General features: G+C 56.9%; 28 protein-coding genes and 1 tRNA gene. 4 read left to right on the forward strand and 25 right to left on the reverse strand.

Features of this window, described 5'->3' with window-relative positions:
* Positions 1-54: 54 nt before the first annotated feature.
* The 4 genes from ABF757_RS02030 to ABF757_RS02045 are packed head-to-tail and all read right to left on the reverse strand — an operon-like array spanning position 55 to position 2,637.
* A complete protein-coding gene (locus ABF757_RS02030) occupies positions 55-1,143 on the reverse strand; it encodes an EscU/YscU/HrcU family type III secretion system export apparatus switch protein (RefSeq protein ID WP_025860165.1) in 1,089 nt (362 codons plus the stop codon).
* 12 nt (positions 1,144-1,155) lie between these two features.
* On the reverse strand, positions 1,156-1,968 hold the full coding sequence (locus ABF757_RS02035) for a flagellar biosynthetic protein FliR (RefSeq protein WP_025860166.1): 813 nt from the start codon (positions 1,966-1,968) through the stop codon (positions 1,156-1,158).
* A gap of 34 nt (positions 1,969-2,002) precedes the next feature.
* Complete coding sequence (locus ABF757_RS02040; RefSeq protein ID WP_025860167.1) at positions 2,003-2,278, reverse strand: flagellar biosynthetic protein FliQ; 276 nt, start codon at positions 2,276-2,278, stop codon at positions 2,003-2,005.
* 11 nt (positions 2,279-2,289) lie between these two features.
* Complete coding sequence (locus ABF757_RS02045; protein ID WP_415480717.1) at positions 2,290-2,637, reverse strand: flagellar hook-basal body complex protein FliE; 348 nt, start codon at positions 2,635-2,637, stop codon at positions 2,290-2,292.
* A 361-nt stretch (positions 2,638-2,998) separates the two neighbouring features.
* Between ABF757_RS02045 and ABF757_RS02050 the strand changes: the two genes are divergently transcribed.
* The 3 genes from ABF757_RS02050 (at position 2,999) to ABF757_RS02060 (ending at position 5,403) form a co-directional block, all read left to right on the forward strand.
* Positions 2,999-3,673 carry a hypothetical protein gene (locus ABF757_RS02050; protein ID WP_415480718.1) on the forward strand — a complete coding sequence of 225 codons (675 nt, stop codon included), beginning with the start codon at positions 2,999-3,001 and terminating at the stop codon, positions 3,671-3,673.
* Between the two features lie 163 nt (positions 3,674-3,836).
* Positions 3,837-4,823, forward strand: a complete 987-nt coding sequence (locus ABF757_RS02055; protein WP_025860170.1) for a flagellin — start codon at positions 3,837-3,839, stop codon at positions 4,821-4,823.
* A 184-nt stretch (positions 4,824-5,007) separates the two neighbouring features.
* Positions 5,008-5,403 (forward strand): flagellar biosynthesis regulator FlaF, encoded by a 396-nt coding sequence (locus ABF757_RS02060; protein ID WP_025860171.1) that lies wholly within the window; start codon positions 5,008-5,010, stop codon positions 5,401-5,403.
* 61 nt (positions 5,404-5,464) lie between these two features.
* Here the strand turns inward: ABF757_RS02060 and ABF757_RS02065 are convergent, their stop codons facing one another.
* From ABF757_RS02065 to ABF757_RS02150, 18 genes are all read right to left on the reverse strand, one after another.
* Positions 5,465-5,845: a hypothetical protein gene (locus ABF757_RS02065; protein ID WP_415480719.1), complete on the reverse strand. Its 381-nt coding sequence runs from the start codon at positions 5,843-5,845 to the stop codon at positions 5,465-5,467.
* Positions 5,846-5,874: 29 nt separating this feature from the next.
* On the reverse strand, positions 5,875-6,297 hold the full coding sequence (locus tag ABF757_RS02070; RefSeq protein WP_415480720.1) for a chemotaxis protein CheD: 423 nt from the start codon (positions 6,295-6,297) through the stop codon (positions 5,875-5,877).
* A gap of 134 nt (positions 6,298-6,431) precedes the next feature.
* Entirely contained in the window at positions 6,432-6,821 is a 390-nt protein-coding gene (locus tag ABF757_RS02075) for a response regulator (RefSeq protein WP_025860173.1), read from the reverse strand.
* 83 nt (positions 6,822-6,904) lie between these two features.
* Positions 6,905-7,954, reverse strand: coding sequence for a protein-glutamate methylesterase/protein-glutamine glutaminase (locus tag ABF757_RS02080; RefSeq protein WP_415480721.1), 1,050 nt, complete (start codon positions 7,952-7,954; stop codon positions 6,905-6,907).
* A gap of 3 nt (positions 7,955-7,957) precedes the next feature.
* Complete coding sequence (locus tag ABF757_RS02085; protein WP_415480722.1) at positions 7,958-8,800, reverse strand: CheR family methyltransferase; 843 nt, start codon at positions 8,798-8,800, stop codon at positions 7,958-7,960.
* On the reverse strand, positions 8,797-9,264 hold the full coding sequence (locus ABF757_RS02090; RefSeq protein WP_415480723.1) for a chemotaxis protein CheW: 468 nt from the start codon (positions 9,262-9,264) through the stop codon (positions 8,797-8,799). The genes ABF757_RS02085 and ABF757_RS02090 overlap by 4 nt, the downstream gene beginning before the upstream one ends.
* Before the next feature lie 47 nt (positions 9,265-9,311).
* Positions 9,312-11,555, reverse strand: a complete 2,244-nt coding sequence (locus ABF757_RS02095) for a chemotaxis protein CheA (protein ID WP_415480724.1) — start codon at positions 11,553-11,555, stop codon at positions 9,312-9,314.
* 16 nt (positions 11,556-11,571) lie between these two features.
* Positions 11,572-11,955 carry a response regulator gene (locus ABF757_RS02100; RefSeq protein ID WP_207853509.1) on the reverse strand — a complete coding sequence of 128 codons (384 nt, stop codon included), beginning with the start codon at positions 11,953-11,955 and terminating at the stop codon, positions 11,572-11,574.
* A 3-nt stretch (positions 11,956-11,958) separates the two neighbouring features.
* Entirely contained in the window at positions 11,959-12,258 is a 300-nt protein-coding gene (locus ABF757_RS02105; protein ID WP_415480725.1) for an STAS domain-containing protein, read from the reverse strand.
* Positions 12,258-13,784, reverse strand: coding sequence for a methyl-accepting chemotaxis protein (locus ABF757_RS02110; RefSeq protein ID WP_415480726.1), 1,527 nt, complete (start codon positions 13,782-13,784; stop codon positions 12,258-12,260). Before ABF757_RS02110 ends, ABF757_RS02105 begins: the two co-directional genes overlap by 1 nt.
* A gap of 510 nt (positions 13,785-14,294) precedes the next feature.
* Positions 14,295-14,990, reverse strand: coding sequence for a flagellar type III secretion system pore protein FliP (fliP, locus tag ABF757_RS02115; RefSeq protein WP_051542896.1), 696 nt, complete (start codon positions 14,988-14,990; stop codon positions 14,295-14,297).
* Positions 14,991-15,096: 106 nt separating this feature from the next.
* Positions 15,097-15,462 carry a flagellar biosynthetic protein FliO gene (locus ABF757_RS02120; RefSeq protein WP_415480727.1) on the reverse strand — a complete coding sequence of 122 codons (366 nt, stop codon included), beginning with the start codon at positions 15,460-15,462 and terminating at the stop codon, positions 15,097-15,099.
* Positions 15,463-15,472: 10 nt separating this feature from the next.
* On the reverse strand, positions 15,473-15,841 hold the full coding sequence (gene fliN / locus ABF757_RS02125) for a flagellar motor switch protein FliN (protein ID WP_025860180.1): 369 nt from the start codon (positions 15,839-15,841) through the stop codon (positions 15,473-15,475).
* An 18-nt stretch (positions 15,842-15,859) separates the two neighbouring features.
* Positions 15,860-16,615 (reverse strand): FliH/SctL family protein, encoded by a 756-nt coding sequence (locus ABF757_RS02130; RefSeq protein ID WP_415480728.1) that lies wholly within the window; start codon positions 16,613-16,615, stop codon positions 15,860-15,862.
* On the reverse strand, positions 16,612-17,658 hold the full coding sequence (fliG, locus tag ABF757_RS02135; protein ID WP_267879915.1) for a flagellar motor switch protein FliG: 1,047 nt from the start codon (positions 17,656-17,658) through the stop codon (positions 16,612-16,614). The genes ABF757_RS02130 and fliG overlap by 4 nt, the downstream gene beginning before the upstream one ends.
* Positions 17,659-17,676: 18 nt before the next feature.
* Entirely contained in the window at positions 17,677-19,332 is a 1,656-nt protein-coding gene (gene fliF, locus ABF757_RS02140; protein ID WP_415480729.1) for a flagellar basal-body MS-ring/collar protein FliF, read from the reverse strand.
* Between the two features lie 268 nt (positions 19,333-19,600).
* A complete protein-coding gene (locus ABF757_RS02145; protein WP_415480730.1) occupies positions 19,601-19,933 on the reverse strand; it encodes a hypothetical protein in 333 nt (110 codons plus the stop codon).
* Between the two features lie 26 nt (positions 19,934-19,959).
* Positions 19,960-20,886 (reverse strand): MotE family protein, encoded by a 927-nt coding sequence (locus tag ABF757_RS02150; protein WP_415480757.1) that lies wholly within the window; start codon positions 20,884-20,886, stop codon positions 19,960-19,962.
* Between the two features lie 732 nt (positions 20,887-21,618).
* Between ABF757_RS02150 and ABF757_RS02155 the strand changes: the two genes are divergently transcribed.
* Positions 21,619-22,404 (forward strand): nucleoside/nucleotide kinase family protein, encoded by a 786-nt coding sequence (locus tag ABF757_RS02155; RefSeq protein ID WP_415480731.1) that lies wholly within the window; start codon positions 21,619-21,621, stop codon positions 22,402-22,404.
* Between the two features lie 14 nt (positions 22,405-22,418).
* Here ABF757_RS02155 and ABF757_RS02160 read toward each other — a convergent pair whose 3' ends face one another.
* From ABF757_RS02160 to ABF757_RS02170, 3 genes are all read right to left on the reverse strand, one after another.
* On the reverse strand, positions 22,419-22,946 hold the full coding sequence (locus ABF757_RS02160; protein ID WP_415480758.1) for an A24 family peptidase: 528 nt from the start codon (positions 22,944-22,946) through the stop codon (positions 22,419-22,421).
* A gap of 101 nt (positions 22,947-23,047) precedes the next feature.
* A tRNA-Arg gene (locus tag ABF757_RS02165) sits at positions 23,048-23,124 on the reverse strand.
* Between the two features lie 89 nt (positions 23,125-23,213).
* The gene (locus tag ABF757_RS02170; protein WP_415480732.1) at positions 23,214-24,350 is read right to left on the reverse strand and encodes an alpha/beta fold hydrolase; all 1,137 of its coding nucleotides are present in this window, start codon (positions 24,348-24,350) and stop codon (positions 23,214-23,216) included.

The raw sequence follows: 24,350 nt of genomic DNA on the forward strand, positions 1-24,350 counted from the left end.
CAAGGTTTTCCTAACCATTACCCCCAGAAAACTGCGCCTTCGGGTCAGGAACGCTTAATTCCGTCGCACAACCCGAGATCCGGGGGTTTTGAGCTTCATCACGTAGGCAATAATCGCCGCGACGGGTTGAAAATATTCGGGCGGGATCTCGGAATCCACTGGCAGGGTATACAGGCCACGAGCCAGTGTCGGGTTACGCACAACGGGCACTTTTGCATCTTCCGCTGTCATACGGATACGCGCCGCCAGATCATCCATACCCTTGGCCACGATCCGGGGGGCTGTATCGGTGCCGCTCTGATATTCGAGCGCCACGGCGTAATGGGTCGGGTTAGTGACCACAACCGTGGCGTTTTTGACTGCCTGAAGCATACGCTGCCGCGCCCGCCTGCGGCGAATCTGCTGCCGCTTACCTTTGATATGCGGATCACCCTCGGTCTGCCGGGTTTCTTCCTTGATATCCTGAAAGCTCATCCGCAGCCCGGTCATACGGTGATAGCGGGTCCACATGTCATCCAGCAGGGCAATGCCGCTCTGCACCACCAAAATTGTGAGCGTTGCGTACAGAAACCACGACACCAGTTCCGATGTCAGATGCGTAAAGCTCCAGCGCTCAGCCTCGGGCGCAACATGAACCGTACCTTTGGCCACCCCATACAGCAGCAGACCAAACACACAGAACTTGATCAGGCTTTTGAGCACTTCCACCAGATTGGTGACACTGAATACCCGTTTGATCCCTTTCAGGGGGGAAAGGCGCGTGATGTCGAATGCAACAGCTTCCGGCCTAAACAGAAAACCTGTTTGTATAAAACCAAAGACTACAACCGTAACCATAATGACCAGAACCAGAGGCCCGGCTAGTCGCGCCCCTTCGATCAGCGCCTGCATGGTTGCGCCATATATGGCGGCATTATCTTGGGGAATACCGTCAAAATGTTCCATGAGCGCGCGCATACGGTGCACAAACACCCGCGCCGCTTCTGCTGTTTCCATGGTGAAAACCATAAGAAACAGGGCCAGAACAACAAACATCTGCAATTCGCGCGACTGGGCAACATTGCCCTCCTCGCGCGCGGTTTCAAGCCGTTTGCCTGTCGGGTCTTGTGACCGCTCGCCCCCGCCGGCTCCTTCTTCCGCCATGGCCGCCCGCCCCTAATGCCGCGTTGGGCCTGCCCCAATACCGGGCAACCCCAAAAGCAGATCGCCCATTTTTTCCTGCCAGACCCCGGACATAACCTGCAACAGCACGGCCAGCAGCAGAACGCCCCCAAGAATCTGGGCAGGCATGGCAATGCCATACACCTGTATCGTGGGAAGCAGACGGTTAAGCACACCCAGCATGGCCGGCCACAAAGTGCCAATCAGCACAAAAGGTGCGGCAAGCTGCATGGCCAGAGCAAAACTCTGCGCCGTGGTGCGGATTACGCTGCTGGCCATATCGTCAATCATGGGCATCTGTCCGGGCGGGAACAGGGTGTAAGACCCCACAACAGCAGCTAGCGGCAACACATAAAGCCCGGTAGACAGGAAAATGACCGGCACCATGGAGGCGCCCAGATGGCTGAGCGCCGTGCTGCCCGCCCCCAGTTCAGCATCCGGCTGCAAAACGCTGGCCAGGCCGGTCAGCACTGCGATGATCTGCATGGCGATGTTCATAGCCAGCGCAATCAGCTTGGCAAGCCAGCCGATAAACCCGCCACACAGCAGTTCACCCGCAATAATCGCCACAATCAGGAACGGGCGGTGTATGGCCGCCCCCGTTACTAGAGACAGCTTGTCCTGCACGACTGGCAGAATGGCAAAAGTTGTTACGAGCGCCACCCCTGCCCGCACCTGCATGGGCGATGTCTGCTCCCCCAGACCGGGAGATGTCATGACCAGAGCACTCACCCGGCAAAGCACCACCAGAAACATGGCGGCCAGTTCGGCCACGGAGCCACCGGGAAAAAGGGAGGTTATAGCCATGTCCACACCAGCCCCTTACGCGCTGGCCACCCCATTACGAACCGCCAACCAGAATCATCTGATCGAAAATGGTGTGGGCATAGGTATTGAGCGTGGAATACATGAAAGACCCTGTCAGAAGCAGGGCCCCAATGGCAGCAATAAATTTCGGCACAAAGGAAAGTGTTGCTTCGTTGATCTGCGTCATGGCCTGAAACAGCGAGACGAGAACACCAGCACAGAGGGACGCCAGAAGCGACGGCGCCCCCATTTTTACGGCAACAACCAGCGTCTGTCGCAATATTTCATGGACATCGACCGTATGGTTCACGGAACCATGCCTTAGATCGACATTTTCATGACATCCTGATACGCCTGCACGATCTTGTCGCGCACGGTCGTAACGCTCTGCAGGGTCAGTTTGGCTTCTGCTACCGAGGTAGCGATATCAGTCAGGTTACCCTGCCCGGACACACCAAGTGCTGTCTGGGCTTCGGATGTTTTCTGGGTCTGGATCGCGCTCTGAATGGCCCCGTTGAGCACGGAACCGAAGCTGGAAACAACGTCGGAAGAAGACCCCGTACCCTCATCACCCGCCAGACCATCGGTGGACGCATTAAGGGTCTGCTGTGTCTGCCCGTAAGCATTAAGCGCATCAACACTGCGCGTCGCGAGGTCGCTCGTTATCATTTCAGGCCCTGTGTCTGATCCGCCAAAATCGCCACCGGCAGGGCAAAACCCCGCCTGATACGTACCGCATGTAAACTAGCCATTAAGACATCACAAGACCAGAGTCTTTTCACCACCACGCCACACTGTCACACTCTTTTCCCGCCCTGTGTGATAGCGACGAAACAGCAGACAAAGACCACACCCACCGGCAAGACAGGCAAATCCCTCGGCCCTTTAGCCTGCATAGTCATGGCAAGATTTTGCAGGATACGGTACTCTGCCGCCCAAGACAGACATGCTCCACTCCGATCAGGGCGCGACAGCCAGCCCGGCAGACCACGGGCCAGCAAGGCCATTCGAAAGCAGGAATTTTAAACGCATGAGGCATTCACTCCCGCTCGCAGGCATCGTGGCACAGTATAAAGCCATACGCACGGCATCCCTGCTTGGCGGCATGGTCACTCTGGGCCTGCTCGCATCGCAAGCCCATGCAACTGGCAAAGCTGCACAGGACATGCCAGCAGACATGGCTGGCCACCACTCCGATATTCCCAATGTTGGTGATGATGGACTGCGCTGCCCCGCCGGAGCCGTGCATATTGCGGAAGTGCGCGGCATACTCCGCCAAGGGGGCGATTCCGGGCAGGATCAGCTTCTTGGCGCTGCCTCTGTCGAAGTCTGCGCCAATGATGCCACCAAGTTTTCCGATATCGTCATACGCGGGGCTTCCACGGCTGATACGGGCAACACATCAGCAGGCGAAAAAACCGGCGTGGATGGCACGATCCAGATACGTGGCCGTACCGCACAGATGGACTCCAACATCTATGCCCCCATCAGCGCTGCGGATCTGGCGCAGTGCGCCCAGCAGCAAGACTCCGCCCCCCCGGCCCAGGATGGAGCCGCCGTCTGCAAACCCCACCCCTTTGTGGCCAGTTTTTCCGGCACATGGGTTTTCGGCATCGGAAAATGGACAAATTTTCACGTGGGAACGGACACCGCCGGAAACCCCATAACGCTGATGGTCCGCATTTCCAACGGACCGCTTGAATAAGAAAATCCATTTATTTCAGTGCGTTATAAAAAATATCGGGCTTTTTTGTTTTTTTCGTCCTGACAGAATGAAAGTCAAAATCTGGTAACTTTCTCTTAGCCATTTCGGGCTTTACTGACCAAGAACTGGCGAGGGCCAGTCCGATTTGGCATGGAGAATACTCGTGACTCTTTCAATTAACACCAACGCCTCCGCACTGGTCGCCATCGAAACCCTGGACGCAACCCAGACCTCGCTGAGCAACACCGAAAACGTCGTTTCGACCGGTAAGAAGGTCAACAACGCTTCTGACAACGCCGCTGCTTACTCCATCTCCCAGCAGCTGAGCGGTCAGAACTCCGGCCTGAGCGCCGTGAACTCCGGCCTGACCTTCGCCGCCCAGGTTGTTAACACCACGACGACCGCCGTCAGCAGCATCCTGACCGACCTGAAGTCCATCCAGGGCCTGGTCAATACGCTGACCAACAACCAGACCAGCAGCAGCAGCATCAGCGACACCAGCGACTCCATCACGCAGACGCTGAACGCCATCAACGTTATCGCTCGTAACGCCACGCTGAACGGTGTTAACCTGCTGGTGAACAGCGCCACCGACGGCGTTGGCATCCAGGGCACCAGCCTCACCTACCTGACCAGCCTTGGTGGTGACACGAACGTCATCAGCGGCCTGCACACGGAAATCTCCGGCGCCATGACCTCCGGCGCTCTGGGCACCTCCTTCACCTACGCTGCTGGCTCCGGCTCCAGCCTGACGGACGCCCTGGGCCTGACGAGCGGTCTGGCTTCCAGCGACGCCGCCAGCGCCAACATCTTCGTGACCTCGGGCAACAGCCTGAACACCACGACGTTCGCTTCCGGCGCAGCTGGCAGCACGGCTCAGCAGATGGTGGCCCTGATCGAACAGGCCATCACCGCGATGACCACGATCGCTTCCAAGCTGGGTTCCAACTCCTCCATCATCTCCAGCATGTCCAGCTTCGGCACCACGCTGTCCGACAACATCACTCAGGGCGTTGGCGCTCTGACCGATGCGGACATGTCTGCCGCCAGCGCTCAGCTGACCTCGCTGCAGACCAAGCAGTCGCTGGCCATCAAGTCGCTGACGATCGCGAACTCCCAGTCCCAGAGCATCCTGTCGCTCTTCCAGTAAGAACGACACTCGCTTTAGGGCGCGTTACGGAGCACCCCCGGCCATTTGGCCGGGGGTGTTTCTTTTTGTACTCTCGCGCAAATTTTATATGCCATCTGGTCAGTATCGCCGGAGTAGGATATTTCTTCTGTAGGCTGGTGCATTTCTTTAGCTGCCAGCAAAACAGGCTACAGATGGTAACACGATGATCCACCCGGCAATGAGAGCCTATCAAGCTGTCAGTGAAACCGCCATTAGCGGCAGAGAGGCCGACGCAGCCTGTTTCAGGCTCCTGCTGGTCGAACTGGAAAAAGCCCGCGACACCACAGACCCTGTCATACGCAGCGCCGTGCTCGACAAGCATCAGAAGATGTGGGGCATTATCATGAAAGCCAATATCAGCGAGACAGGTGCAGCCACGCCGCTGGAAGACCGGGAACTATTCATACGTCTGGCCGATCAGGCGCAGCGTTATGGTATCAAGTTATTGGTTGACCCGTCGCTCAGCTTTGACCCGCTGATCGATATTGCACAAAATGTGCTTGAGGGTCTGGAAGCATCGTCCGTTGTCGAAAGCGACATGTCTTACGGCGCTTTATAAAGCCCTTACTCTCGCAGCTTATGCCCAAAACGGAAGTTAACTGGCATGAGCTGCCGGGAAGTCAGAACAGATCGACTTCCCCAGCCGGGATCGGCACATGATCGCCCGGCTCCCCCTTCAGAATCCTGACAATCTCGCTCAGCTTCACACCTGAATACAGGCTAGGCAGAGGCATGTCTGCTGACAGATCAAGTGCGGGATCAGCCAGAATATTTTTTAAAATTGATACGACTGCCTCGACAGTCTGGGTCGCAACATCGAGTTGTTGCAGGCTCTGTACTTCCTGATCGCACAGGACCAGTGTCTTGGTGCATTCACCCACAGTATTCTGTGCATCGAGAAAAGAGGCGCCAGCTGTTTCGAGCAGTCCCGTCACTTTTTCAAGCGCGTGCTGAACGGAAATCGTTTCAGACGGGAGAGCGGTGTTCATAACAGACGACATTCTCTTTGCATCCTTTTCAGACCCGGCACTCAAAACAGTTCCACATCGGATATTGCTTCTTTTGCCCATTTGCGGCCCGCTTCCGTTTCGCGCCGGTTATAGGCTTCTTCCTGTCGCCCAATAGCCTGAGTATCCTGCACCAGATTCTGCTGCGCCCGGCCTGTTGTCGGCCAGAATCTGACCCGCCTAGCCAGAAAACCACCAAGACTATGCGAAATACAATCTATACCTTCATCAGCAAGGTATTGTTTTACAAAATGACAGTTCTCATGGCCAACCCGCCCGAGTGACGGAACAACCGCCGCCCCCCCAAATACCTTGCAAACCAGCGTATTGCGGTTGCCCCCGGCTTTCAGGATGCCATTGATCAGCATTTCCATGGAATTCACGCCAAAGCGCAACGCCATGCCATCCTGACCGCCGCCGCCACCAGGCAGGAGGAAATGGTTCATCCCTCCCACATGAGCGGTCGGGTCAAACATACAGACTGAAATACATGAACCCAGCAGGGTCACAAGCACAGTGGAAGGGTTATCCGAGATAACCACCTCCCCCTGAATAACAGTCGTAGCGCCCTCAATATGCCTCACGTGATAGGCCCGAACACTTTTTCCAGAACTTCACGCAGTTTCGCTACCGTATAAGGCTTGGCCAGAAAGTTATTAACGCCCGCCTTCACGGCTTCCTGCACCAGATCCTTGCTGGCTTCACTGGTCAGAATAATAAAGGCGACCTTCTGGGTCTTGGGGTTGGCACGCACCGCTTTCAGCAGCGCCAGCCCATCCATAACCGGCATGTTGAAATCGGAAATAACAAGATGTGCCGGGTTCTGATCAAGATACTCGACAGCTTCCTTGCCATCCTTACGCTGGGCAATGTTCGTAAACCCAAGCTGGGCAAGGCTATTGGCCAAGACCTGCCGAATAGACGACTGGTCATCAACAATAAGAGCCCTGATCTGCGATGCCGCTGGCATTGTCTAACCCTTTTCCCGTTTTTTATTTACGGCCAACACGCCGTTCCCGCCATCGCAGGCGGTATTCCACCCATATAGTTCTATTAATGCGCCCGCATGGCCATGGCTGCCATCGCAATCTGACTCAGGGGAACGATATGCTCCGCCGCCCCGATTTCAGCCGCGACCCTCGGCATGCCATAGACTACCGAGGACGCCTTGTCCTGAGCAATCGTCTGCGCTCCTGCACGGCGCATGGCAAGCAGTCCTTCTGCACCATCCTGCCCCATACCGGTCAGGATAACACCAAGAGCTTCCCGCCCTACCGCCTCCGCCACGGAATCGAACAGCATGTCTACCGAAGGACAATGGCCATTTACTGGCGGCGCGCTCAGCAAGCGCGTCATATAATGACCATCTCGCCGTTCAACCACCATATGCCGTTCACCGCCAGGTGCAATCCTGACATCCCCATGGTTCAGAACCTCACCATCCTTACCCTCGGCAATGGAAAGCGCCGTGATTTTCTGATTAAGCCGGTTCGAAAAACTGGCCGTAAACAGCGCAGGCATGTGCTGGCAGATCACGATAGGTGGGCTCTGCCGTGGAAAACCCGACAGCACCTGCTCGAGTGCTTCCACTCCGCCGGTTGAAGAACCAATGGCCACCAGTTCAAACGCCCGGGCCCAGTTCCGTTCAGGACCATGCGGCACCGCGCTGGCTGATGCCGCTTGTGAGGCCCCGGCCCGTGCACCGGGGCAAGAATGCGCCGCCTGAATAACAAGCCGTGCCAACCCCGCAAAGGCATCTGTTCCCATAACCGAAACTGGTTTGGGAAAGCAGTCAAAGGCCCCCATCTGCAACGCGGTAATGGCCGTTTCGGCACCACGCGCGGTCAACGCTGAAACCATAACAACCGGGATCGGCCGCAGGCGCATGATTTTTTCAAGAAACTGCAGCCCATTCATACCGGGCATTTCAACGTCCAGAGTAATGACGTCGGGCTGGTCCTTGATAATCAGATCGCGCGCTTCAATCGGATTAGCTGCTTCGCCACAGATAACAATCTGGGGGTACTGCTCAAACGAGCGGCGGATAAGCGCGCGTATTGTCCGTGAGTCATCGACCACGAGAACCTTTACAGGTTGCTCCATGGTTTACGAGTCCTTTCTATAAATAGTGGGGGCAACCTGTTCCAGACGGCACTGTGTGGTTGTGGCAACCCGCTCCGAATGGCCGACATACAGGAACCCGCCCGGCTCCAGCCGATCCGCCAGACGACGCCACAATTTCTCGCGCGTTTCGTCGTCAAAATAAATGACCACGTTCCGGCAGAAAATGGCGGAAAATGTACCCTTGATCGGCCATTCAGCATTCAGGTTCAGAACCCGAAAAGCAGGCAACTGGCAGATAGGCCCTGTAAAGCGCAGGTTACCGTCTCCACAGGGTTCCATAAATTTCTTACGGTTTTCCGCCGAGATACCATCCGTCTCTGAAGGCGGGTACGTACCGCTGGCAGCCTGAGCCACCACTTCGGAATTGATATCGGTGGCCAGTAGCCGGACATCGTGCGAGGCCGCATCAGGAATGACCGACATGACGGACATGGCCATGCTCCATGGCTCCGGCCCGGTTGAACAGGCTGCGGACCATAAACGCACACGCCCACCACTACGGGCTGTGCGGGCAAGGCGGGGCAGCACTTCGGCCTCAAGGTGCTCAAAGTGCTTTTTTTCTCTGAAAAAGCTCGTCACATTCGTGGTCAGGGCGCAGATGAGCTTTTCCATCTCCGGCTTGCCAGCGGAAGTTTTCACAAAGTCCAGATAACTCTGGAACGAGCCATAACCCAGCTCCCGCAACCTGCGGGAAAGACGCGAGTAAACAAGCGTTTTTTTGGAATCGGGTAGGCTGATTCCCGCTTCCTCAAAGGCTATACCGCGCACCCGTTGAAAATCAGCGTCGGTATAATCCGTCTCCGCTCCCGGCATCAGGGACTTCATTCGGTGACCATGTCCCCAACGAGTTCACCCACAACGGTTTCAAGCTGCAGCACGCCAATCATCCGGTCATTAACCATGACAAGGCCGCTCAGGCTGCTGCTTTCCTCGGACACCGCCTGCACGTCGTTCATGTCTATGTCGGCCATGTCGATCACGCGATCAACCAGCAGGCCGCAGACAACGCCGTTTTTAGATTCGACAATAATCGCAACACGGCGCGGGTTATCAGCCTGCGGCTGGATGTTGAGATAAATGGCCAGATCAATAACTGTCAGAATAATGCCGCGCAGGTTGATTGCGCCACACACATAATGAGGGGCAAACGGCAGGGCCGTGGTTTTTTCAAACCCACGGATTTCGCGCACGCTCAGGATAGGAATACAGTATTCCTGATCCCCGATGGCGAACACGATCATTTTGACAATCTTGGCGTCCACGCCGTCTTCTTTGTTTTTTTCCGTCATCCCCGGCTTCCTTGCTCAAACACAGCGCGCCCCATCAAAAAATCCGCTCAGGCTGCCAGCCCGGTGCGGACATTCGATGGCCTGTTATCTATCTTGCGGATCGCTGTACCAATCAGCGCCGGTACATCCAGAATAAGAGATACACTCCCATCTCCCAGAATGGTGGCGGCGGACACGCCAGAGATCTGCCGGTAGTTCTTTTCGATACTCTTGATCACCACCTGTGTCTGATCGCGGATTTCATCCACCACCAGTGCAGCCCGACCACCGGATTCGTTCTCGACCACCAGAATAACTGCGTTGGCCAGAGCCTCCTGCGTGGGGGCTTTCGACAGCCCCAGTTCCGCCGCAAGCGGAATCAGCGGCATGCAGGTTCCACGGATGGAAATGATGTTTCCACCATCGGGCAGCAGATACACATCACGATGGTCGATCATCATGGTTTCCACCACCGACGAAATCGGAATGACCATGGTGGACTCACCGGCTTCGATCAACATGCCATCCAGCACGGCCAGCGTCAGCGGCAGGCTGAGGCTGAAGGTCGTGCCCTCACCCGGCACGCTCTGAATGGTCACGCGGCCGCCAAGGCTGAGAATAGCCTGTTTGACAACATCCATGCCCACGCCGCGCCCGGAAAGGTCGGATACGGTAGCCGCCGTTGAAAAGCCGGGAGCGAAAATCAGGTTATTGATCTCATCATCGCTCAGCACCGCATCCGGTGCCACAATCCCGCGTTTGACGGCAGTTTCCAGCACGCGCTGACGGTTGATGCCACCCCCATCATCCTTGATGGTAATAAGGATACGGCCAGAACGATGCCCCGCTGAAAGCAGGATATGCCCTTCCGCCGGTTTACCCGCGGCAAGACGGTCTTCCACCTTTTCGATACCGTGGTCCACGGCATTACGCAGCATGTGCGTCAGCGGGTCGGTCAGTTTTTCGACCAGCGTGCGGTCAACCTCGGTGTCTTCACCTTCCAGCAGAAGGACAACGTCCTTCTTGGTCATGGAGCAGGCTTCACGCACAACGCGCTGCATACGCTGGAACACACTACGCACCGGCTGCGCGCGCACCGCCATGACAGCATCCTGAATGTCACGCGTCAGAGACTGCATGCTGTTGATGCTCTGCGTCAGTTCCTGCTGGATGGAACCATCATTCCGGCGCGACAGGGCTTCAATCGCAGCCTGAGCAATAACCAGTTCACCCACCAGATCCATCAGGTCGTCAATACGGTGCAGATCAACACGGATGGAGGCAACCTGCTCGGCCTTGCGGGCCGGAGCCTGTTGATTACCTGCAATGGCGTTTGTAACAGCGGCGGGTGCCACATCATGCACGGGGGCTGCGGGAGCCACCACAGGGGCCGGAGCCTGTGCAACCGGAGCGCTGACCACAACCGGCGCTGCCACGGGGGCAACCGGTTCAGGTGCGACTATCGCTGCCGGTTCTGGTTCAGCGGGGGTTTCTTCAGCAGCACCCTCATGGGTAATGCTGAAGTCACACACATCGCTAACCCAGTCAAAAACACCATGCACACTTTCTTCCGACACGGCAGCGGGCAGGGCAACCCGCCAAGACAGGCAGGAACGCGTAGGTGACAACGCATTGAAAGCAGGCAGGCCACTGGTGTCGCAGGTGGCTGTCATAGCCCCGCCTTCCACCGCAACCGCGAGATCACGCAGGCCGATCAGAAGGTTGCGAGCATCGTCACCACGTTCGTACATAGCGTCATGCGGGCGGAAGCTCACCACCAGATCGGACGTTGCCTCTGGGGCATCAAACCCGAAATCCATGTCTACGGGAATGGGCTCGAAGTCCATGGGAACCGGGACGAAATCCATCGGCACAGGCACAAAATCCTGCGGCACGACATCTTCCGCCGGCTTGGGCGCGCCATCGCTGTTGATGATCGCCTCAAGTTCGGACTGGCTTTCCGCCACCCGGACATGATCCACCCCGGCCCCGCCCCGCGCTTCCGATACCAGATCGCTCAGAACATCCATGGCCTTGAGAAAGGTCTTCATGATGTCATGCGTGGGGACAATCCGCCCCGAGCGCAGGCCATCAAGAGAGCTTTCAAACACATGCGCAAAGCGCACAAGATTTTCGAGACCAAAGGAGGCAGCCCCCCCCTTGATCGAATGAACGGCCCGGAAGACGGCATTAATGGTCTCGTGATCCGAATCCCCGTCAGACAGGGCACTCAGACCGCGTTCCAGCTCCTGTAGCTGTTCGTCACACTCCTGGAAAAAAACCAGAAGGATATCGTCCATGTCACCACTCATTCCGGCGCCCTTTCCTTCAGGCCGTAACCCGGCGGATTGCCGCCAGCAGACTTTCAGTACTGAACGGTTTGACAATCCACCCTGTGGCGCCAGCCTCACGGGCACGGGCCTTCTTTTCTGGATCGCTTTCCGTTGTCAGGACAATCACAGGCAGGTGCTTGTACTGATCAAGCTTGCGCACGGCCTCGATCACCTCGAAACCATCCATGCGCGGCATGTTGATGTCGGTAATCACGGCCTTGGGCGGCGGGTTCGCTGCCTGCAGAACTTCAAGGCCCTCAACGCCGTCTCCACCCTGGATCACGTCGTAGCCGGCACCTTCCAAAACCTTGCGCAACATGCCCTGCATGGTTCTGGAGTCATCAATTGTCAGGACACGCACGCCCTTATTATCCGTCATAATCTATTGCTCCTTGGAGGAGGCTGGCTGTCCGGGCAAAAACGCGCCAACCCCAAAAAGGGCGTATGCTTCCCTGAACGGCTCGGACGGAGCCGCCACAGTACATCCACTTGCAAGAAGAAGCTGCAAGCAAAGCCCACCAACATAAGTCACGCCTGACGCATCCAGGCTGACAGCTTCAGGCGCGGCCTGAGCCAGCGCATCTTCAATCAGTTTTTTCAGACCAGCCGCCCCTGCCGTATCCAGTCGTTCGGGCAGGGTTACGGTCACGGCCGACACAGCAGCACCTGAAGCATTTGCCATTAGAACTCCTCCCAACCCTGGTCAGAAGAGGTTGTCGGGAGAGAGGAAGAAACCGCAGGCACCGGGCGAGAGGGGGCAACCTCGCGGCTGACCGGCTTCAGCGCCACGGTTTCACGCGGCCGGGGCGGCGGAGGCGGCGGAGCGCTGTTGTCCGGGCCATCTTCCTTGCGGCGGTTGATACGGAAGCGGCTCAGCGTCTGTGTCAGCGTGCGGGTTTCGGCAGTCAGATTATGGCTGGCGGCGGTTGTTTCTTCCACCATCGCAGCGTTCTGCTGCGTCACCTGATCCATATCGCCGATCGACACTGTGATTTCAGACAGGCGGGTCGCCTGATCCTGCGTGGCACCAGAAATTTCTTCCACGCGGGTCGCAATGTTCTGGGTGCTGCCGGAGAACTCGCTCAGATAGCGGCCCGTCTGCTGCACCAGATCCACACCCTTGTCGACCTGTTCTGCCGAAACGGAAATCAGATGCTTGATTTCGCTGGCTGAAGTAGCGGACTGCTCGGCCAGTGAACGCACTTCCTGTGCAACCACGGCAAAGCCACGTCCGGCTTCGCCCGCACGGGCAGCTTCGACACCGGCATTAAGCGCCAGAACATTGGTCTGGAAGGCAATACCATCAATAACGGAAATGATTTCACCAATGGAATCGGAGGATTTTTTGATCCCGTCCATGGCCTTGGTGGCCTCTTCCATAACGTCGCTGGCCAACCGCACTTTTTCGAGCGAGCGCTTGCTTTCGGCGCTGGCATCCGTGCAGGCCTTGGCAGTCAGCTGCACGCCATCGCGGATGGTCCGCACCGTAGCTGCTGCCTGCCCCAGATTGGCAGCCTGTTTTTCCGTACGCTTGGCCAGATCATCAGATGCCGTGGCAATTTCTGTGGCACCCGTTGCAATCAACTGGGAGTTATTGGCAACCGCGAGCAATGCGCCATTGAGGCGCGTAACGGAATTATTGAACGCCTTGCGCAGAGGATCGAATTCGCCATCGAAGATCGGGTCAGTCAACTGCTTGCGCAGATCGCCCTGAGCCATCTCCTCAAGAGCACTGCCCAGCGCTTCGATAATCATGTGCGTCTGGCGGTCACGATCCTGACTGAGGGCAAGAGACTTCTTGATTTCTTCAGCCATCGCTTCCTGACGGGATTTAGCGTCGGTCTGTTCACGCACGCTACGGGCGAATTCGACCATGACGCGCGACAGCCTGCCGGATTCATCACGGTTATCAAGAAACTGCACGTTGTTGTCACGGACTTCGCCCCGGCCAAGCTGCTCGCCAACAACGACCAGACTTTCCAGCGGCTGAGTGACCACGCGGGTCAGCATCACCCAGATCATGAAAACAACGACTTCGCCGAAACCGAGCGCGCTCATGTTCATCAGGAACATGTGTTCCACGGGCTCATGCACCAGATAGCCGGCCCCCTCAATCAGGATCTGGAGCATCAGATACGCTTCCAGACAGAGCATCACGGTCCTGATTTTGACGCGGAAGGTGGCGTCCTTGTACAGCCAGTTCAACATGCCAATCTAACTTCCCTTCATGCTCGCGGGGTGCTGCAAAAAACCGCGCCCACACGCATTACCACCACGGGCAACACATCGGCAGGAGAACCTGCGCACCATCCGCGCCCATTAGTCAAAAGACAATACTGCCTTACCAACAATCCAGGCTTCCCCAAGGGACTTGGCCGTGTCCGCTTTCAGGCCGACTGGCAGCAAGAAAACAGGACCATTCCCCCGTTCCGCATACCTGATTGTTGCGCCATTGCAGGTGTGGCTCCGATGTGATTCAGGGCACCCACCAAAACAGAAAATATAATCAACAGGCTACAATCAGAAGCATCAAACAGGAATCCTTAAAATCCTTGCTTAGATACTACATGGAAATAAACATTGGACAACCCGTTGCGGCATGGGCCTACGCCCGTGAAGCGCTGAAAACAGCCCCGTGAGAAAAGGGTTTTGGCAAAGAGTTTCCGCAATATATCCGGCAACATGGATGAAATTTAACGTCTTTATAACAAAGCCGCCCTACCCGCCGAAACTGCGCACCAATCCACCCGCCACCATCTGCCATCCATCCACCATGACAAAAAAGATCAGCTTGAACGGCAGCGAAATTGTTGCTGGGGGCAACATCATCATACCCAAGCTCATCAGCACACTGGCTGTCACAAGATCGATGACGAGAAACGGCAGGTAGAGCAGGAACCCCATCTCAAACCCGCGACTCAGTTCCCCGATCATGAAGGCCGGCATGATCACGCGCCACGGGGTTTCCGATGGCACCTTGGGGGTAGGCAGATTGGCCAGATGTAGGAATGTTGTCACATCCGCCGGGCGGGCATTGGCCAGCATGAATGTTCTGAACGGCTCCGCTGCGGCCTTCAGCCCATCCATCTCGCTCATATGCCCATCGATCATGGGAGCTACGCCCTGCACCCATGACTGCTCAAAAACCGGCTGCATGACAAAAAATGTCAGAAACAGCCCCAACCCGATCAGAACCGTATTGGGCGGCGTACCCTGCGCCCCCAGCGCACCGCGCAGGAGCGAAAGCACAACAATAATCCGGGTAAACGCCGTTACCATCACCAGCAGGCTAGGTGCCAGCGACAGGATGGTAATCAGCGCCGTAAGCTGGATAAGCCTGCTGGCGGTTCCGGTATCCCCCGTCCCCTTACCCAGATCGAGCGTTACGGACTGGGCAACGGCCTGCCCACCCATGACCGTAATGGCAACCGCCACGACAACCGCAAGCAGTGAACCCGCCAGCAGCCATTTCTGCCCGCCTGACAGAATACCCGCCAGAGTCCTTTTACCGGTAAGCCTGTCAGTCATGCGGAACCATTGCTGAAAATTGGGGCGTATTTTCCAAAGTGGCTTCATCGTCTGTCCACCCCAGAAAAACATCTGTGCCGCCCCCAGTCAGGATCACGCCTGTTCGGGCACCGCAGCGGATCAGGCTCAGTCTCCTGCGCTGATCAAGGGCCAGACTTTCCAGAACAGCCAGATGCCGGGTCTGCCGTTTGGCGGCAACATAAGGCAGCAGTTTTTTCAGCACTTTCTGGCTGAGCAGAATAAGGGCAATGACCAGAACGAACGAGCCGCAATACACCAGCCATGGCATGATGAAAGCACCTGTTCCCGCGGCGAGGCTCCCTGCGGGTGCTACGCCACTTGCCGCCGTTCCGGACATGGCCGCCCCTTTAGTTGGATGTAGGGGTCGAGGACAGGATTTCCGTCATCGTGACGCCAATGTAATTGTCATCCACCACCACGATTTCGCCTCGGGCGATCAGGCGGTTGTTGGCATAGATATCGACAGCCTCACCCAGCTTCTTGTCCAGTTCCACAACCGCACCACGCCCAAGACGCAGCAACTGGCTGACTGGCATGGTAGCCGTACCGATAACAGCCGTGATCTTGACCGGAATATCGTATACGGCCTCCATCTGACTGCCGCCGCCCGCCGCCTTGGCGGCCGTATCGTCCTGACCGGCTGTATCCGCAGGCTGCTCCGGCGCCGCGGAGGTTGCGAAATCCTCTAACCCGATGGGTTCGTTACCTGAAGTCATGATCCTCTCCGCCTTGTCTTATTCCGCCGGTTTATTCAGCTTGATCCGCTGCTTTGCCAGAGCCGTAACGGCAGCAACAATCTTTTCCGTAACGGACTTACGCCATTGCTGCGGGTCAATGACAATGGTGTTCGCTGGCGATGCAATGCTTATCGCACCTTCCGCCTGCTCTGGCACCATTTCAATCCGTACAGCCGCACTGTCCTTGAAAATTTCCTGTAGGCGTGCCCCGTCCACAGGGCCACAGCGCACTGTCACAGCCCCTTCGCAATCTCTCACGAAGGCTGCGGCGTCCGCCACCAGATCACGCCGGACACCCTCAAGCACATCCTCATGCAGGGCAGCAAGCTGCGCCACAATATCCACTACCGTGCTGACAAATGAATCTGCCGCCGTTTTCAGCGCCTCATCACGTCGGGCATCTTCCGCCAGAAACTCAGCCTCAAGCGCAGAAAAATTGCTGGTATAAGCAACACGCAGCGCTTCTTCCTTTTCGGCAGAGCCTTTTTCAAACCCTTCCTGAAAAGCCGCAGCCTTCAGCTCTTCAAGCTGTTCGGGCGTCATGGACACCAGATCAAGATCGGGTTCCGGCTCTTCCTCAGGCTCTGGCTGCTTGACGACAACAGGCGTTGCGTTCAGATCCGCGCCAAAATCTTCCAGTTCGATCGGTCGGCCGCGCCCCTGAACAATACCGCCTTCAGGGACAACAAAATGCGCGATCTCACCTGCCACCTGTTTTGAAACAGGGTGAAAGGGCACAAAACCATCCGTCACGGAATAATCTCGTCGTTGCCACCGCTTTCGGTCAGGTCGATCTCGCCTGCATTGGCCATGTTCTTGATGGTCGCGACGATTTCAGACTGCGCCGTATCCGCATCCTTCACGCGCACAGGGCCAAGGGCTGAAATTTCTTCCATAAGAATACTGCCCGCACGCTTGGACATGCACTGCAGGAACATGTTGCGCACCGTCTCGGAAGCACCCTTGAGCGCCAGAGGCAGTTTTTCACGGTCGATCTCACCAACAATGCGCATAAGCGCTTCGTGCGGCAGACGTTTGATATCTTCAAAGGTGAACATCAACGCCTTCACCTTTTCCATATCCTCGTGATTTCTCTTGTCCATCGCTTCCATCAGACGGGTTTCCGTCTTGCGATCGAAGTTATTGAACACTTCAGCCAGCAATTCGTAACTGTCGCGCTTGGCCGAACGACCCAGCGAGGAAATGAACTCGGAGCGCAGCGTGGATTCGACGCTGTCCAGCACCTCGCGCTGCACGGTTTCCATATGCAACACACGCATCATCACGTCTGTTGCATAGTCCTCGGGCAACAGGGAAAGGATGCGCGCGGCATGGGCAGGCTGCAGGCGGCTGAGAATAACTGCGGCGGTCTGCGGGTATTCGCTGCGCAGGTAGTTGGCCAGAACCGTTTCCTGCACATTGCCCAGCTTGTCCCACATGGTGCGCCCGGCCGGACCACGGATTTCGTCCATGATCTTGTCGACCTGCTCCGAAGGCAGGGCCTTTCGCAGAAAATCTTCCGTCGTTTCGTAAGTTCCCACCAACCCTTCGGGAGATTCGAAGTTTTTGGTGAACTCGTGGCAGACAGCCTCAACCACTTCCGCCCGCACCACGCCCAGACTGGACATGGCTACGGAAATATCACGCAGCTCATCCTCATGCAGCAGCTTGAGCACTTTGGCAGCCTGATCACGCCCGATCGCAAGCATGAGAACGGCGGCTTTCTGCTTGCCACTCAGTGCATGCGCGGCATTGGGATGCGCAAAGGAGTTGTTACCGTTTTCAAACGTGGTCAGACCTGCCTCAGACACGCGTCATGCTCCTTTCTTGGGGTCAGGCATGGCCAGCCAGTTCCTGATAATAAAGACCGTCTCGCGCGGATTTTCCTCGATCCGGGCAGCAACCTTGGCAATCGCGCCCATACGGACCCGACCCGCGACCTGATCGAGTGTAACGGTTTCATCTTCGTCAAATTCAGGCTCGCCATCCTTGCCTGCGGCTCCACCACCAGAGCCAATCCGCGCGGCATTGCCACCCGCTCCGGCAGCTCCCGGCGCACCGGGCACCCCGGCAGCGCCAGCCAGCAGCGGCAGACCCGCCGCACCACGGCGCAGCACAGGCCGCAGCGCAATAAAGATAGCGCCCAGAGCCAGCACGATGGGGATAACCCATTCAGCCACATAAATAAGGGTATCACGGTCAAACAGATTCAGCTTTTCAGCCGTAAAGCCTAGGCCACCATCGGGCATGAACCGCATGGAAACGACATTGACTTCATCTCCACGGGCCTTGTCATAACCAATTGCAGTCTTGGCCAGCGTGCTGATGCGCTCGATCTCGGCATCATCAAGCGGCTTCCAGACATCCTTGCCGCTCTTGTCCTTGCTGAAAGAACCATCGACCATAACCGCCAGGCTGATGCGCGAAACACGCGGGCGTGTCTGGCTGACAACCCGCACCCGTTTGCCAATTTCGTAATTGTCGGTTTCTTCTTCGCGATCGTCGCTGGAGCCACTCTTGTTGTTCTGATTGGCGTTGGCATTGGGCAGGTTGTTCGCCACCGAAGTATTGGGATTGGATTCGGTGTTGACGCTCTTGTCAGACGTTGTCTGCTGCGAACGCAGAACCTGCTGGTTGGGATCGAAGGTTTCTTCCGTCTCACGGATTTCGTCGGTGTTCATGGTCACCGCCGCACGAGCGCGCACATGCCCTGCCCCCAGCGTGGGCACCAGCATATCTTCCACCGCCTGAGACAGGCGCTGCTCTTCAGAGAAACGCAGCTTGTCGATGGTGGATTCCTGCCCTGCAACGCTGTCAGGGTCACCCGGCTTCACCAGCACATCGCCACGCGTATCCACGATGGAGATGTTCTGCGGCCTCAGGCCCGGAACCGCCGCGGCCACAAGGTTCTGGATAGCTTGAATACCATCGGGAGACATACGCCCCCCACGCCCGATATCGAGCACCACACTGGCCTGCGAAGGGCTGGTCTGGGTTGAGAACAGGTCCCGATGCGGCAGAACCAGATGCACCCTGACATTCTTCACACCATGCAGCAGCCTGATGGAGCGCTCCAGCTCGCCCTCCATCGCCCGCGTTTCGTTGATGGTCTGCTCGAACTGGGTAGTTGTCAGCGTGCCGCTTTTATCAAACAGCTCATAGCCAACGGCACCGCCACTCGGCAGGCCATCCTTGGCCAGCAGAAGGCGTGCACTGGCCACCTTGTCCTTGGGCACATAGATTGTGGCGCCATCGGCACTGGTCTTGTTGGCAATATGGGCCTTGCTCAAATCTTCCACCATCTGGGCGGCTTCATTCAGATCAAGGTCGCCATAGAGCAGCGCCATAGGCTGGGTGCTGCCCCGGAAGACAAAAAGCCCCAACACACCAAGCAGCACAGCACCCGCCGCGCCGAGGGCGATCAATCGTGTACGCCCAAGGTTTTTCAGGCTAGCCAATATATTCTGCATATTCCGGGAACCGCTACCCTGTCACAGCGTTAAATGGAGAACGTGTCCACTTGCTCGGCTGGTCAACCATCTGACACTCCTCCGCCCTGCCCTGCTTTCGCCTTGTTCTTGCGCCAAGGTAGCATGAGCCCGTGCGCACCAATCATATCCATACGCCAGCAATCAGGAAGCCCCAAAAAGCATTCTGAAGGCAAGCTTGGCTTGTACAGCCATTTATACCGCACCGACACGCCCTAAAAGAGCCACACACTCAACCTGACACCCCATTTCAGGGGATATAGGCATTGGTGGGTGGTGTTTTCTTGAGCGGCAGGTTGAGGCGGTTAGCATTCTGGTCCTGTGTCAGACCTGTCGGACCTTCGGAAACCTCACGCGCGACATTGGGCATCAGGTCAGGCCGGCTCCAGCAGTCAACGCCATTCCAGCTCTGAGTGCAGTATGGCTGCGGTGCGGGCGGGCGCTCAGGCGGGGCGCACCAGTCTTCGCCTTCCTGAATATAGCCCGCATTGCACTCACGCCCCGTTATGCGGTGGGCGATATAATCGGGGGCACACCCGGCAAGAAAAACCACCACACCCAACAGCACTGCGCGCCTGACCATTACCACCATTCTCCTCGCGCGGCCGCTTATTGACGGGACAGGGCCAAAGTCCCAGCCCCATCTGCCTTGGATGAAGCATTACCCCGGCTCCACCATGCAGCCGAGCCGGCATCCGCCGTCTGCTCGGACTTGCCATCCGCACCGAACGACGTACGCAGCGGACGGAAATTCCGCACCCCGGCCATGTACTGGGAAACCAGATTGACACGCTCTGGCACCATATAGCCCATCACCGCCGAAATCTTGCGGGGGCTCATTTTACTGGCCAGAGAAACAAGGACATGAATATCCATGATATTAAAAATGGCCGCCGCTTCCTTGGGTGGCATTTCCTCATAAATCTTGACCAAGCGCTCGGTTTCAGCCGCCATGGTTTCCTTATGGGCCGCCTGCCGCTCAGCCAGAGCCGCCATGGAATTATCCAGATCGCGCATTTTTTCGTCCAGCGCGGCCTTGGCCGCATCCAGAATACGCTTCTGGTCTTCCAGCCCTTTCTGCTCACCATCAATATCAGAGCGACGTGCCAGAATATCACGAGCCAGATCGGTTTCCGCCCGGTCGACCTGACGGTTGCCGTCTCCACCGCTATTAATCCCCGGGGCTACGGTCGCCACGCAACTGCTACCGCTTGCACAGTCATTGTTGGCCGCGACAGTCTGAACCGGATCGGGAGCTTTTTCAGGGGCTGACGCGTTCTGGTCACCAGCAGGCAGAACCGAGGTCCAGCCTTCAGCATCGTTTCTTGCAGCAGCAAGACTACGCGTGCCAGCATTGCTAGCAACTTTCGGCTTTGTAGCCGGAGCGGCAACATCGGACACGGCGGGGTCACCCGCATCAGACGGACCATCTTTCAGATGACCCGCGAGAGCATGCATATTCATCGCCAGAAGAAGGGTCATCAGGCTGGATGAAATATGAACGAGTTTCCCGAATGACAGACGGGGAATTAGCATCACGACCTAGCCCGTTGCGGGTTTCTGCCTAGAAGTTATACACCTACGTTCTGACACCGCGCCAGCCCATAATCCACTTACCTGAAGCAATGTGGACTGTTTCAGCTACGCTGCACATCCATCTCGCTCACTCCATCCGCCAGAGCCTGAATCCAGTGTGAACATCAGGCTTTAAGCGAGTGGTTTTTTACATATATCTCTATTGCGTGATGAGGCGTAAGTGCCTGAGTGTCAAGCGCTGATCAAAAATCTGTCTATATTTATTATCAGTGCAACATTTCAATAAATTATAACCCCCGCAATCAAGCGGATTAATTTTGTGTTTTATTATTTGTAGTATTTTATTTTTACTTTTTTTATCTGTTTTTTATTTTTATTTTCCTGTTTTTATAAAAATATTAACTATATTTTAACGCTCACGCTCTGTGACAAAATTACCGCAAGCGCATCGCCTCATATCCGCACCCGCGCCACACCCTAAAAAATTGCACACGGCAAAAGCCTCCACCGTGCCCGGCCTGCATGCCGAGGCAGCCCCATTCATCCGTATAAAATGAAGTGTATTTGCAAAATTTCCCTGATTTACGCCATTTCCAGACCCAGCCGATGTACCGTTTCCTCAACCCTCATCCGCACATAATCTGATCACAAAATTATTGTTAACGTTTTATAACAGGGTTGCAGTGCATAGTAGTGCCGCACAATCACACGGAAAACTAAAGAGCAACCGCAATGCTGGACAATGCTTTTTATCCGCACACCAGCCAGCCGCCTTTCATTGCCCTGATCGGGTGTGATGGTGCCGGTAAATCAACCATGACACAGGAACTGGCCCATCTGCTGGGTCAGGACTACCCGACCTCTTTCTGTTACCTAGGTCTGGGTTCGGGTGATCTGGGACGCCGAATCAAGCAATGGCCCGTTATCGGCCCCCGTGTTGAAAAAATGCTCTCGGCCAGAGCGCTCAAAACCCGCACACCGGGAGAAAAAATTCCGGGCGTTGTTACGGCTCTGGTTGTCTTCTGTTTTTCGCTCTTACGTTTTTACCGTTTTCAGAAAGCCATGTTGGCCCGCAGTCATGGCCAACTCATCGTAGCGGATCGCTACCCACAGGCTGAAATTCCCGGCTGGTGCGATGGGCCGGGCCTGTCCGCCGCCAGCACGGATAACCGTTTCATTAACTGGCTGGCTCGTGTTGAAAAACGCCTGTACGAGCACATGGCTGCCGTGCACCCGACGGTCATTATCTTTCTTGATGTCGATATCAGAACAGCCCTCAGCCGCAAGCCGGATCATGATCCGGCTTTACTTGCGACCAAGATAGAAAAAACCCGCAAACTCCATTTCGACGGAACCCCCATGGAAAGGGTCGATGCCCGGCAGGATTACACCACCGTGCGCCGCAGCGTGCTGAACATTGTCAGGCGCTATCTCCACCGGCATGAAACCCAGCAGAACACGCGAGAAAGACAGCGCGCCATGCACCCTTCCGGCGACCTGCATCAGATCGCGACATAAACATAAAACCGAGGCTATATCTCAAACACACGGGTGAAAAAGAGAGCAATGGCAGAGGCGGCTATGGCCACGCCATAAGGGAGTGGGCCACGCCGGGCGATACGCCATTGCTCAGCCCGCAAGGTCCGCCGCCAGAAAGGCAACGGCCTATCGCGTCGGCCCGGCGGGCGGGCAATACAGCCAAGCAGCAGATAAACAATAGCCAGCACGCCCCCGCTCAAAGGCACGAGCACGGCAAGGTCTAGAGTTTTATGGGCAGGCACCACCAACATGGAGGCCGCCATAAGCTTGACGTCGCCCCCACCCAGCAAGCCCAAAAGCCAGATGGCAGCACACACCACAAAAGTCAGCCCTGCCGCCATAAGCGCTACCGGCAGATCACCCTGCGCACTCTGCAACACCACCCCGGCCAGCAGCAGAAGAATGGAAGCACCATCCGGTATGGTTCTGGAGGCAAGGTCGCACAGAGCCGCGTACAACAGCAAAAGCCCCGCCACCAGTTCCAGACCAATCACCAGCATCTGCACCAGAGTGTGTTCCACCAAACATAAAGGTTACAGACCGTATCCACTACGCAGGCGGGCTGCAAGCAAACGACGGCACACCTTGCTGGCGGACAATGTCGAATTAATTTTGTGGAAAATGGTGGACCCGACGCGATTCGAACGCGTGACCTTTGCCTTCGGAGGGCAACGCTCTATCCAGCTGAGCTACGGGTCCGTGCGCAATTCCCTATCCCATAAGGTGGGGTGTTGCCAAGCCTCAATCTGCACCACCACCCCCAACAGGCAAGCAGCACACCCGCAGGATTAACGCGCAAGCGTATCAATCCGCGCTGGCAGAAACCACGGTAGGGCCTCACCACCGGGGCCAGCCTGATCCCTCCAGGCAAACCCGGCGGCCATCCACGCGCTGGCGGCACTGTCTCCCCCCGAAGGCAGGAACCAGTGGGGGTTCAGAATCCACGCCGCAATATCAGCCTCCGTCCGCTCGGCACTACGGCTGCGCAGCAGCAGGTGATACCCGCCGGGCATCAGATCACGCCGAATGACACCGGGCGTTGCCCGCCACAAATGCCCTATGGCCGCCGGCGGCACGATTTGGTCCCTATCGCCGTAAATACAAAGAACAGAACCCTGCACACCGGGCGCGGCCTGAGCAGCCTCATGCATCAGTTCCACAAGCCCGCGCAGCGTATCAAAGCGTGTGGCATGTAAGGTCAACGGGTCATAATACAGGCGGATCATGGCGGGCAGGCTATCCCCCGCCACGATATGGCCGGGGAGTTCCCGCCCCGTCACTTCATGATCGGGAAACAGCGTAGCCATGACGGCCAAGGGAGCCTGCACACCCAGCCCCATATTCCAGATAGCTGGAGCCAGCAGCACGCTCCCCGTAACAGAGGCGGCCTCAGGTTGCGCCATGAACAGCATGGCTATAGCCCCACCCATGCTCTCTCCAGCCAGATAGAGCGGGGTATCCGGCGCTTCATGCTTCAGAATGGCGACTTCCTCGCCCAGATCAGCCACCAGCCGCGCCTGCCCGGGCCAACGCCCACGCTCAGCCGTGCCACCAAAACCCCGCACATCCGGCGCTATGACCGTAATACCCTGTGCGGCCAGCACGGGGCCTGCGGCCTCCCACGCATCACGGCTGTCATTAAAGCCATGCAGGGCCAGCAGCCGGGCGCGCGGTGCTCCCTGCGCAGGCCAGACCCGCGCGGGCAGGCGCGCACCATCGGACAGGCTGAACACACGATCAGGCGCTACCAGCCGCCCCGCTGCCACAAACCGTGGTGGTGGCACAGGTGCTGGAGTTGTGGAGCCTGCCGGATGAGGGCCCGCACAGCCCGCAAGAGCACAGACCCAGAGCAGCGCCAGTGCGCGCCATCCGCCCCCGCTCACGCGTATGCGAAGAAAGGAGAGGTGCAAAAAGCGGCTCGACAT

This window comes from Acetobacter papayae (assembly GCF_047721125.1).
GTDB classification, from domain to species: Bacteria; Pseudomonadota; Alphaproteobacteria; order Acetobacterales; family Acetobacteraceae; genus Acetobacter; species Acetobacter papayae.